At 47.8% G+C, this 11,070-nt stretch carries 12 protein-coding genes; 5 read left to right on the top strand and 7 right to left on the bottom strand.

Going from position 1 to position 11,070, the window contains the following annotated elements; genetic code table 11:
* The first annotated feature begins 339 nt into the window (after positions 1 to 339).
* From LKK83_RS03760 to LKK83_RS03745, 4 genes are all read left to right on the top strand, one after another.
* On the top strand, positions 340 to 1,614 hold the full coding sequence (locus LKK83_RS03760; protein WP_324629526.1) for a PstS family phosphate ABC transporter substrate-binding protein: 1,275 nt from the start codon (positions 340 to 342) through the stop codon (positions 1,612 to 1,614).
* A 176-nt stretch (positions 1,615 to 1,790) separates the two neighbouring features.
* Positions 1,791 to 2,078, top strand: coding sequence for a PqqD family protein (locus LKK83_RS03755; protein ID WP_324629524.1), 288 nt, complete (start codon positions 1,791 to 1,793; stop codon positions 2,076 to 2,078).
* Positions 2,050 to 2,568, top strand: a complete 519-nt coding sequence (locus LKK83_RS03750) for a lasso peptide biosynthesis B2 protein (protein ID WP_324629523.1) — start codon at positions 2,050 to 2,052, stop codon at positions 2,566 to 2,568. Before LKK83_RS03755 ends, LKK83_RS03750 begins: the two co-directional genes overlap by 29 nt.
* Before the next feature lie 64 nt (positions 2,569 to 2,632).
* Entirely contained in the window at positions 2,633 to 2,851 is a 219-nt protein-coding gene (locus LKK83_RS03745) for a Nif11-like leader peptide family natural product precursor (RefSeq protein WP_324629522.1), read from the top strand.
* On the opposite strand, the gene LKK83_RS03740 is transcribed toward LKK83_RS03745, so the two are convergent.
* From LKK83_RS03740 to LKK83_RS03725, 4 genes are all read right to left on the bottom strand, one after another.
* Positions 2,848 to 4,083 (bottom strand): cytochrome P450, encoded by a 1,236-nt coding sequence (locus LKK83_RS03740; protein WP_324629520.1) that lies wholly within the window; start codon positions 4,081 to 4,083, stop codon positions 2,848 to 2,850. The genes LKK83_RS03745 and LKK83_RS03740 overlap by 4 nt on opposite strands.
* Positions 4,084 to 4,356: 273 nt before the next feature.
* Complete coding sequence (locus LKK83_RS03735) at positions 4,357 to 5,121, bottom strand: SAM-dependent methyltransferase (RefSeq protein WP_324629519.1); 765 nt, start codon at positions 5,119 to 5,121, stop codon at positions 4,357 to 4,359.
* Positions 5,122 to 5,130: 9 nt separating this feature from the next.
* Positions 5,131 to 6,198: a hypothetical protein gene (locus LKK83_RS03730; protein WP_324629518.1), complete on the bottom strand. Its 1,068-nt coding sequence runs from the start codon at positions 6,196 to 6,198 to the stop codon at positions 5,131 to 5,133.
* A gap of 18 nt (positions 6,199 to 6,216) precedes the next feature.
* On the bottom strand, positions 6,217 to 6,777 hold the full coding sequence (locus tag LKK83_RS03725) for a Uma2 family endonuclease (RefSeq protein WP_324629517.1): 561 nt from the start codon (positions 6,775 to 6,777) through the stop codon (positions 6,217 to 6,219).
* Positions 6,778 to 7,022: 245 nt separating this feature from the next.
* Between LKK83_RS03725 and LKK83_RS03720 the strand changes: the two genes are divergently transcribed.
* Positions 7,023 to 7,589, top strand: coding sequence for a Uma2 family endonuclease (locus LKK83_RS03720; protein ID WP_324629516.1), 567 nt, complete (start codon positions 7,023 to 7,025; stop codon positions 7,587 to 7,589).
* A gap of 25 nt (positions 7,590 to 7,614) precedes the next feature.
* Here LKK83_RS03720 and LKK83_RS03715 read toward each other — a convergent pair whose 3' ends face one another.
* The 3 genes from LKK83_RS03715 to LKK83_RS03705 form a co-directional block, all read right to left on the bottom strand.
* Positions 7,615 to 8,634 (bottom strand): serine/threonine protein kinase, encoded by a 1,020-nt coding sequence (locus LKK83_RS03715; protein ID WP_324629515.1) that lies wholly within the window; start codon positions 8,632 to 8,634, stop codon positions 7,615 to 7,617.
* 369 nt (positions 8,635 to 9,003) lie between these two features.
* A complete protein-coding gene (locus tag LKK83_RS03710) occupies positions 9,004 to 9,168 on the bottom strand; it encodes a lasso RiPP family leader peptide-containing protein (RefSeq protein ID WP_324629514.1) in 165 nt (54 codons plus the stop codon).
* A gap of 24 nt (positions 9,169 to 9,192) precedes the next feature.
* Positions 9,193 to 10,992, bottom strand: a complete 1,800-nt coding sequence (locus tag LKK83_RS03705) for an asparagine synthetase B family protein (RefSeq protein ID WP_324629513.1) — start codon at positions 10,990 to 10,992, stop codon at positions 9,193 to 9,195.
* Positions 10,993 to 11,070 lie beyond the last annotated feature (78 nt).

Genomic DNA, 11,070 nt, shown 5'->3' with positions numbered 1-11,070 from the left:
GATTGGCAGGGATGATATAATAGAGGCAGGTCAAGTCGATGGGGGAGGCAGGGCATTAATGCAATGCTTTGCTTGCAATTTCGGGAAGGCAATAATTTCTGTCCCTACAGTAGGGGAGTACCGGGTGAGAGAAAAATTGTTTGCCAACCGACTCCACGTTAAAACAATGCATGGATTGCAAAGCGTTGGAACAAATTATTGCGATCGCGGATAGAATATCAAACAGTCTTTACCGATTCTTTCCCTAATGTTTAAGTAACGTTAAACTCATGTCTCCCAAAAATGGAAAAATCAACTATAAACTAAGAGAAGAAGGTCGCCACCTCGGATAGGAGAGGGATGTCTCGGGCAACCCAACAGAGAAATCGCGGTTGGGGAATGCCGGGTGAGGGAATCAGCTACGCGAAGGATTTGCCCGATCGCCTTTCCAGGGATGGGGTAAGTCATAGTAAAAGGGATTACTCCCCGGAAGTGGTGAACCGAAAGTTAACATTGTCTGAACGATTCCCCTTCAGGGATAACAAGGAGAAAGCGCGGGCGGTGGTTGATTCCACTTCATCGATCGGGAGAAAAAGTATGGCGTTCAAATTGCCACTCAATTACCAATCTATTGTAGCGCTGCTGATGCTAAGTGCATTCAGTTTAGTTGGCTGTAGTGGCAGCAAAAATTTTGCTACAGGTGCCACGGGAGGAGAAGCGATCGGCAACATCCGAGTTGATGGATCCAGTACAGTTTTTCCCATTTCTGAAGCAATGGCGGAAGAATTTATGAAAGTCAATCCCGAGGTCAGAGTTACGGTAGGAATTTCTGGTTCTGGTGGTGGTTTCAAGAAATTTTGTGCTGGAGAAACCCACATTACAAACGCATCTCGTCCGATTAATTCTGTAGAAGAAAAGCAATGCCAAAAAAATGGCATTAACTACATTGAAATTCCCATTGCCTTTGATGGCATTTCCGTAGTTGTAAATACTGAAAACAACTTTGCTTATTGCCTTACCGTAGAGGAAATCAAAGCCATTTGGGAACCGGAGGCGCAAGGGAAAATCGAGAACTGGAGGCAAATTCGCGCAAGTTTTCCCGATCGCCAATTGCGCTTGTACGGTCCGGGAATTGACTCCGGGACTTACGATTACTTTACCGCCGCAATCGTAGGGGAAGAAGGAAACAGTCGCGGCGACTATACTGCCAGCGAAGATGACAATACCCTGGTGTGGGGTGTGGCTGCAGATCCGGGGGGTCTCGGATTTTTTGGCTATGCCTATTATGAAGAAAACAAAGACAAACTGAACTTAGTAGGCATCGATCGCGGCGAGGGTTGCATTGCGCCTAATGCAGAAACCATCGCCGATGGTAGCTATCAACCCCTTTCGCGTCCGGAATTTTTATACGTGAATAAATCCGTAGCCGATCGCGAAGATATTAAAGCATTTGTGGAATTTCACCTAGCCCCCGAGAACCAATATTTAATCTCAGAAGTCGGTTACGTTTCCCTCAGCGATCGCCTGCTGAAAAAAGTTCGCCAACGGTATGAAATGGGCAAGACGGGTTCGGTATTTGAGGGGGGTTCCACAGTAGGAATAAAGCTCACCGATTTACTCGAAATCGAACGCTGATTTAAAGGTAGTTTAAATTGGTCATTGGTCATTGGTCATTTGTCATTGGTCATTTGTCGTTTGAGGGAGTACCTGTTACCAAGTGACCAGTGAACAGTGACAAATGACAAACCTCTTGACAGAACACGCGGTTTATGATAAATGAGGATAAGTATAGCTAGCTAAATAGTAAAAAAATGTCGCCACTCTCATTAGAGCGGAAAATCTCTGCTGCAGACAATGTAATCGCTCAAGACTTAGCCGGAGAGTCGGTTTTGCTGGACTTGCAAACCGAACAGTATTTTGGTTTAGATGATGTGGGCACTCGCATCTGGCAAACCCTGACGGAAAAAGATTCGATTCAGAGTGCGATCGCTGCCTTGCTAGAAGAGTATGATGTCGAACCGGAACAGTTACGGCAAGATGTGGAAAATCTGATTCAAGAATTATTAGCCAATGGACTGGTTGAAATTAGCGATTCGTAAATCCCGCAGTTTTTGGGGATTGGAGGAGTCCGATCGCTGGCTAGTTCTGCAAGCTTTTGGGTTGCTTGTGTTTGTGGCAATTTCGTTAAGATTGCGGGGATTGAAGCAGACGCAAGCGGCTGTAGCTAGAAAGCGATCGCTCTGGGAATTTTCCCTTTCTAATGAAGAGAAAACTGCTAAAATTGTACAGACGACTCGCATGGTGCGCTTAGCCGCGAGATACTGTCAACCTTGGGCGAATTGCCTGAAAAAATCCCTGGTGTTGTGGGGGTTGTTGCGTCGGCAAGGAATTGACAGCGAGTTGCGGATTGGAGTGCGACGGGAGGAGGGAAAATTTGAGGCACACGCTTGGGTAGAATGTGAAGGATTCGTGCTAAATGATAGTGGGAACGTGCGCGATCGCTTTGCCACCTTCGATCGCCCCATTGACGCATTGCCAATCCCCCCAACCCCCCTTTTTAAGGGGGGCTTAGAGAATTCCCCCCCTTAAAAAGGGGGGGGGAAGGGAGGGATACTTGACTTGTTTCCTCTAAAAGAAAAGGAAAAATGAGATTATGTCCGTACAAACCGCGTTTCAATTTATCCAACAACTGCGTAATGATGATGGGTTAAAAGCTCGGATTTTAGCCCAGAATCCAACCCCTGACTTAGAAAGCTTTGTCAAACTCGATGCTGAACTGGGTCTAGTTTTCACCGTGGAAGAACTCGAAGCCGCACACAAACATGACTGGGGGATGCGTTGGGTGCTTTATCAGTCGAGAGAGAAGAATTAAAAGACAACTGGCAAGGATTTCAAACTGATAACCACAAAAGTTTCTTCCCAGTCTAGACAGTCGGTTGCTAAGGATAATTCGGGCAAACGTCGCACCAGCGTACCCACCGCAATTTCTGCTACTAATTTAGCCAAGTGCATCCCAATACAGGTATGAATTCCGTGCCCAAAGGAAAGATAGGGATTGGGTTTGCGTTTAATATCGAATCGATCCGGGTCGGGGAACTTGGCCGGATCTCGATTGCCAGCAGCAATAATACAATGGAGAATTTCACCTTGATGAATGATTTGATTGGAGAGTTGGATATCGGACAGTGCTGTGCGCGACATAGATTGCAATGGACTCTGATAGCGCAGGACTTCAGAGATAGTCATTTCAATCAAAGAAGGGTCTGTTTGTAGCAGGTGAAGCTGCTCTGGATGCCGCAGCAGTACCAGAATGGCGTTGGCAATCAAATACTTCGTGGTAGAGTGTCCGGCATGAAATAGTAGGATGCAATTTGCAATGAGTTCTCGTTCGCTCAATTTGCCTTCAGTTTCGGCTTGAATTAAGGTACTAATTAGGGTATCTTTAGGAAGGGAATACCTGTGCCAATTGGCAACTAAACTGCGGAAATATTCAGCGAAACCGGCGATCGCCAGCAACCCTCGCTCGTTGGCGATCGCAGTTGCATCTAAATCTAGCGTCAAGGACAAATCCTGCGATCGCTGCTGAAAGTGGGGATGCCATTCTGATTCTGGAATTCCCAATACTTCGCAATTTGACTGGAGGGTAAGGGGATAAGCGAAATCTTGAATAATATCCATTTTGCGCCGATTTTTGACCCGATCGATGAGGTGGTCAACCTGAGTCTGAAGGCGCGATCGCAAAGCTTGAATTCGCGATTGAGTGAAGGCATGATGCAACAAGTGACGGATTCGCGTATGAGCCGGTGGATTTCGCAGCACTAACCACAGCTTCATCAGTTTTTGACTTTCCTGACGCAGCTCCAAAAATCGGTTGGCTGGTGCTTGTTTTGCGCTTTGTATGTTTGCCTGTTCTTCCTGCGATCGACCAAAGCTTGGATTTTGCAGAACTTCTACAATATCAGCGTAGCGGGTTAGCACCCAATCTTTTCGTTCCGGTCGATAGTAAATTGGGTGGTGTGTTTGCAGATAGCGATAAGTGGGATAGGGGTTAGCGCGAAACTCGGGCGATCGCGGATTAAATGGCAAAGGCAACGTTTGGTTCATAGTTCATCAAATCATTCATTCTTTTTTATGGAATCAAAGACACCCAATCAACTTGAGTAGCGCAGAGATTCACGCACCTCGTACTCCCCCTGTTCTGGTCTTTCTAAATCTGGTATAGTCCCTGCGGGTTTCTGAAGTACCCAGAGCTATTCCGGCGATTCATGTTGAATGGTCACTGTAACGTGATGATTAAGGCAGCCCTGCAATGGCCTTTCACCAGATACGCCACCTTTATTTTAGCCCAAAACCCCTACTTTTCTTAGCCTGGGTTTGTCAATCTGCCACAATATCGATTAAAGGAAATGACAGAGACCACCTCACGGGATCTCGCAACGCGGCATCGATATGAGAGCGAAGGATAGCTAATTGTCCGGGAGGTTGCCGATCGCCATAAATGCGATCGAGATTTTCCTTCCACAGGGGGAAGGTTCGCAGAGAATAAAATCGTCGATCTTGCATCCATTTAATTTTCCAACCCGCTGACTCTACATGATGAATGAGTTCCGAAACGGTGCAAAATTCCATCGATTTACCAAACGTAATTCGTTCTCCCCAGTAATTGTCTGCCACACAGTTGACTGAGAGAATCAGGCGGGTTGCCAAGGGGCGAAGGCTGCTCAGTAAATCAGCTTTCTGGCGAATATGAGAGAGAAATTCTAACAGAAACAGGACATCGTAATTCTCGTTAATTTCATCGCGTTCCACATCTTGACAGCGAACGTTTAGGCCGATGCTTTGACAGTATTTGGCTTGTTTTGTACTAATCGTAATTCCTTCTACCGCACAACCGCACTCCTCAACGAGCATTTTCCCTGGGCCTCCCCAACCGCAGCCGATATCCAAAACTCGCGAACCCCGAGGAATGTAAGGATAAAAATTTCTCACGGTTTGCTTTAACCCTGTTTCTAAATCTTCCGAACCCCGAAAATACCCAAAATGGTAATGCAAGTCCGCCCCGATAATCTGTTGCCATTCTTCAAGGGATTCGGTAGAATAAAAGTTATCTAAATCTGCGTTTTCCTCAAACCGCTGGGTCATTGTTTCTTCCTATTTTACAGATAACCACTGATGTTCAAACCACAGATAAGCTTTAGCCTCTAGGTTACAAGGCGATCGCCAACTGATTTTAATGTGACTCAACCGGCGATCGAAAACTGTAAACCGTTCCCTTGGTTGCAAAAGCGAAGCCGCAATTAACTTTCTCGGCCAAACTGCCTGTGAATTCATCGGATGGGTTTGACCGGGCCAGTTTAATAATGCCTCTCCTTTTTTCCGTTCGCACAGTCCTAATTCTACCAAATAATCCAGTAAAATAGACCAGCGAGGTTCGCTTGGGGGCTGTTTGAGAAAAATACATTCTAAGCCTATTTGGGGATAAATTTTATTTCCCACATCCAGACAAACGGTGATGCGATCGCACAGCGCAAACAACTCCTTCATCAACGCTTCCAGTTCCGTCGTTTCTCCCGGCCAACCCACCGCTTGCAAATAGGGAATTAACCCATCCGGTTGCAAGCGCTTGACATTAACTCGCAAAGCCGGGAAATTTCGGGAAAGCATTGCGCCGATGTGACTGACAAACACGCTTTCCGGACAAGCACTAAAGCAGCGATCGAGATTGTCTTGCCACTCGCGCCAACCCGCTTTACCCAGGAGTAAATCAAGAGATTTTTGGGCAATTGGATAGGTGGAAACCGCAGGCGATACCTCTTGCGGCAACCCGAAGAAAATCGCCGGTAGGGGCAGAAAATTTGAGCAACTTTTAACATCAAACTCCAGCCAAATTTCCGGAATCCCCTGAAGACTGGATTGCCACTCATCTAAAAAAACCTGCAATTTCCCCCAACCGGAATCCACAGAAATGCCCTTGTTGGCAATAGCAGCAGCAACAAATTCTCGCAACAACGCCAACTCCCTTTCTTCCCGAACAATGCACTGCTGCAAATCCACTTGGGGGGCATTAGCATTGAGGCGACATTCAAACCCACCCCGCAGAATGGGGGCAAGATTGCCTGCCAAGGATTTTAAAGCCAAAACTGCATCGGATCCAACTAATACTGGCATCAGATTCGGCAACAGGACATCCAGGGATTCAGTGAGGGGTGAAATGAGCATCAGCGTCGATTTTTTCCCTCAAATGGCAAAAATGTCAGAGACGGGAATTGAAATATCGGAAAAGGCTAAAGGAGAAACGGTTTCTGACGCGGAAAACTCGCGCTGTTGTCGATAGTCTTCGGGTTCAGGAAAACGATAAACGATTAATTTTCGAGCGTTAATATCCACAACCCAGTATTCCGGTATTTTTTCTTGGGCATAGAGTGCTTTTTTGGTTGAAATATCGTAACTGCGAGTGGCTTTGGACACTTCAACGAGAAGTTCGATATTTTCAGGAAAGGGGTAATGGTCGATGTATTGCGATCGCGGGAGTTTAGCAACCACAATATCCGGTTCGGGTTCGGAGTTAGATAGTGCGATCGGTTTATTTTCTCGGACATACGCCCGTCCGACGGTTAACCGTTCCAGTATTTTTGCCAAATTTTCTTCAAAATAAGCCTGTTCTGTGCCTTCAGGAGACATTTCTAAGATGAGTCCGTCTATCAATTCGACGCGGCGATCGCTGAGGATGCCAACTTCAACCATTTGATGGTATTCTTCCACAGTGAAATGGGCAATTTTTGGGGATATGACAGCCATCAATTCCTCCGTTTTTTTCGCAACTGAAAATATGGCAAGGGCGTCAGCAAAGCTCCCCCATTTCTGGGTAGCGCCAAACACCAACAGTTTCTACAGCCTACACCCATAGTCGGGTCAAGCCGATCGCTTTGCCAAGCGTCTGTGCTTCCGAGAATCGCCCCTCATCCGCCAAACAAGTGCTACAATAGAGGGATAAAAGCATCATAGCTGAAACCCTTGTACATAGATTTAGGATCCAAAGCTCCGTGACCAGCACTATTACTCAATCCTTGACGATTGAAGAATTTTTGAAGCTCCCAGAAACCAAGCCTGCTAGCGAATATATTAACGGCGATATCGTACAAAAACCAATGCCAAAAGGAAAGCATAGCCGATTGCAACTTAGGCTTTGTAACAGTATCAATCTCATCGCCGAACCCCCGCAAATTGCTTGTGCTTTTCCCGAATTACGCTGTAGTTTTGGCATCCGCTCTATTGTCCCCGATATCGCTGTTTTTTTCTGGTCGAGAATCCCATTTGATGCTGACGGGGAAGTTCCCAATGACTTTTTATTATCCCCGGATTGGGCCATTGAAATTCTCTCACCGGAACAAAGTTCAAATCGGGTGATTGGCAATCTTCTCTATTGCTTGGAGAATGGTTGTCAGTTAGGGTGGTTAATCGATCCAGCCGATCGCTCTATTTTAGTTTTCCGCCCAGAACTCCCACCATTACTTTTGCGAGGTAGCGATCGGCCACCCGTTCTAGAGTCTATTGATTTAGAGCTAACGGTGGATGGGATTTTTGAGTGGCTGAAAATGACGAGGAATTAAACCAAATTAGCATTCCCCTACCGCTTTAACGAAGCAATGCCGAATTGACGATACCGGCTACATCTTTCACGATCGCATCGCACAGTTGGGGTAATGCCTCTAAACTATCGCTGCGAGTTATTTTTCGCACGGGTACTGTCGTAGCAACGCGACTCAAAGCGGCAAACTCCCGCGCTTGCTTATCCATATCTAATTTTAAATGGTTTGCAGACCGCTGCGCCATTAACTCCATAACCGCCATTGCCGGGGGAATGGGTTCTACAGTGGGTTTGGCTAACCCCGGTTGTCGGGGTTCGAGAACGTAAATCGCGGCTAAAGGCAAGGGTTCGCCTTGAAACTGCCATCGGGGGGTACTGCTTGCACTGAGCGCAGTCGAACCGCTGTTATCCCTTAAATCCACAAATCGTTTCTCGGAAAAACTGAACACTCGCGGCAAATCCGCCTCCGATCCGTACAGAGCATTAATGGTTTTAGGCCATAATCGGATGCGCGGATATCCCGGTTGGACGAAGAAATACTCTGCGCGACTGCAAACAACGGCAATATCATCGGAAAGAATCGCATATCCCCGACTCGCCAGAGTCGCTGCCGTGGTGGATTTGCCTACTCCACTCTCCCCCACAATCGCGATCGCTTGCCCACCGATTCCCACCACGCAAGCATGAAGGCAAAGCGTACCCCGCAATCGCAAAGCACAAGCCAAAGCCGGACCTAATAACATGGCAGTGATTTCTTCGATTACCGAACGCTCCCAACTTACGAAGATATGACTCCCCTCAGAGTCAATCTCGAAATCAATTTGTCCGTCCCCGCGAAACCAGAGATGGAAATAAGTCCCGTCTTCTTTGGAGATTAAGTTAACTCCAGAGGAAAACTCCTCTACATCTGGTGACGGCAGTTCAAACACTCCATTTAATTCCACCCAAATATCCACCGGGGCATCAGCCTTGGCAGAGATTAAACCCGGTAGAGGGTGGTTCGCTTCTAGCGTTAAGCCATAAGCTGTGTATTGATAAAGCTTACCCAGTCCAGCCAAACTACTCATTTCTCTAGTTCAGGTTTGAGAGGGGACTAGCACCCCCTCTTTCCCAGTCTTTATGCGCTTTAAAAGGGAGCATCTCAATTTGGACAAGAGACCTAACCCCCCAGCCCCCTTCCCTTGAAGGGAAGGGGGAGAAAGACATTTATTCCCCCCTCCCCTGCGAGGGGAGGGGGGCTGGGGGGAGAGGTCAGATCGGTTTTTAGGCAAAATTGAGATGCTCCCATTTCAAATGGTTTTTATAGCGGGTCTCATCTTGGCGATCTACAGAATTTTCTGGATTCGGTGTCTGCTTGAGAATCACAGATTAGGGCTACCTACATCAAGAACGAAACCTACTATCGCTTCAGAACGAGAGCGAAAAACTCATTTTGATTAAGAAACATAGATATTAGGAGATGATCCGCCGCCATCACTAGGGTTCCCGGGGTTATTAACAGTCAGCGTCAGCTCGCTGACATTACCAAATTTTCGCAATTGTGGGCTGTGGTATGCTTTTTTGCTGGAAGAATTAATGTTGTTGGTAGATGTTTGAGACATAGTTTTTTATCCTAAATCGGGGTTTCAAATCAACGATAAAACTGGACTGAACTGAACTTCTGGACGCTGTTGGTGGTGCAGCCAGTATGCCAGTTGCAGGGGTGGGATAGCCTGATTGTAACTGGCAGGGGTGAGTTCTCCCAAAGCTTGCAGTTTTTGCAACAGGGATTCAGTCTCCACATAAGCGCTGAGGGCTGGCGTGGCTCCCAGTTCTACCATCCAAGGCTGAATCCCTCGTTGCTGCATTAAATTGTAATGAGCAAATCCTCGCAGGGGTGTTTTAGCTCGCCGTAACACCGCATCCGGCAACCGGCCTTTCATCGCTTCCCTGAGCAAAAATTTACTTTCAAACCAGGGGACAGGCGGCACCGACAGCAAGTATAGCACCAAGCGCACATCGAAAAACGGAAAGCGAACTTTAAGGGGAAAACCCGTGAAGCCCGGATCCGACCAAGCAAATATATTCGACCACAAGGGAGCAAAAGTCATCCCGTAGCGGTCTGTGTGCGGTGTCGCGGTCAAGATTTCTTCCAGTCGCGCTTTCAAGTTGGCTCGTTTTGCAAAATCGGGGTTAAACCAATCGGGAAAATTGATATCTTGAGAGCCTTGCTGCCCTCCTTTAAGCCAACGGCGCAACTGAGTCCGCAATCCCAACCGCGGCAGGCGACGAAAGGAGCGAATGTAACCCAACGCATCCAGCATAAAATGCCCAACCCGAGCGCTTTGTAGCAACTGATACCAGTAAGACGGCGATGGATAAAATGCCGGATCGCCGCCAAACCCAGCCAGCAACACTCGACTGTATCCCGCGATGCGCCGGTTAATCTCGATTTCAGCAATTTGGGTGGGAATGAATAGGGGTTCGGGATAGAGATATTCTGGCCGTTCTGGAGGGGCTTGCTGGATGTAGTCTTCGGCTACTAGGTATTCAATTGGGAAACCGGCCATCTGCGCGACTTGGGTGGCATAGTCTCCTTCGTCGTCGGTCAAAAGCTGCTTGTAGATAATCGTGTAAGCTCGAAAATCCACCGGCGAACCCGTTGCCGTCATTAACTGATAGGCAGTGGCGGCGATACTGGTGGAGTCCATGCCCCCGCTTAAGTGACTGCCAGCACTATCGGTTCGCAGTCTATCTGCAACCGCCCGGTCAAATAACTCCCGAAATTGCTCCACATATTCCGAGGGGTCTTGGTAACGCAGGTATTCTACCGCTTCTGGCAACTGCCAATAATGCCGGATCCTCATCTGACCTTCGCGCCAAGTCAGACTGTGGGCGGGGGGCAACTTTTGGATATCGGCAAAAGTGGTGGTGGCGACATCCCTATTCATGCTAAACAGCAGGAAGTCGCCGATCGCCCCTTCGTTGAGTCTATCCGATACTCCCGGATGCAACCGCAAGCCATTGAGATGGTTGCTGAAAACCAAGCCGCTGCCAATTTGAGCGTAGTAAAAAGGCACCACCCCAAATTGGTCTCGGGCGCAAAACAAGCGCTGCTGCGGGCTATCCCAAATTCCAAAGGCAAAATCCCCACTCAGGTACTCCAGACAGGCTTCTCCCCAAGTGTGGTAGGCGTGCAACACCAAGTCAACATCTGGCGTAGGATCCTCGATATGGCGTCCCAGACCCCGTAGCTGCTGGATTAACTCGTCGCGTCGATCCAGACGGATATCTCCAGCAATCCAAACTTCCCCCTCAAAACTGAGCGGTTGTCGTTCCGTTGCCGATTCCCAAGTGGTTCGCAAGAGGGCGTGACCGAACCCCAGATGACCCTCATTCCAGATATCTCGGGCATCGGGGCAGACAGTTGCCATCAACTCGGTCATTTGCTGTTAATGACTAAAGCCTGATTTACTGGAAAATTCTAGATTATTCCGGAAATACCTCACGGCGTGTGGTAGAGT

Origin of the sequence: Phormidium sp. CCY1219, assembly GCF_035615515.1 — a bacterium.
In the GTDB taxonomy this organism is placed as follows: Bacteria; Cyanobacteriota; Cyanobacteriia; order Cyanobacteriales; family Laspinemataceae; genus CCY1219.
This window is presented reverse-complemented; position numbering and strand designations above follow the sequence as displayed.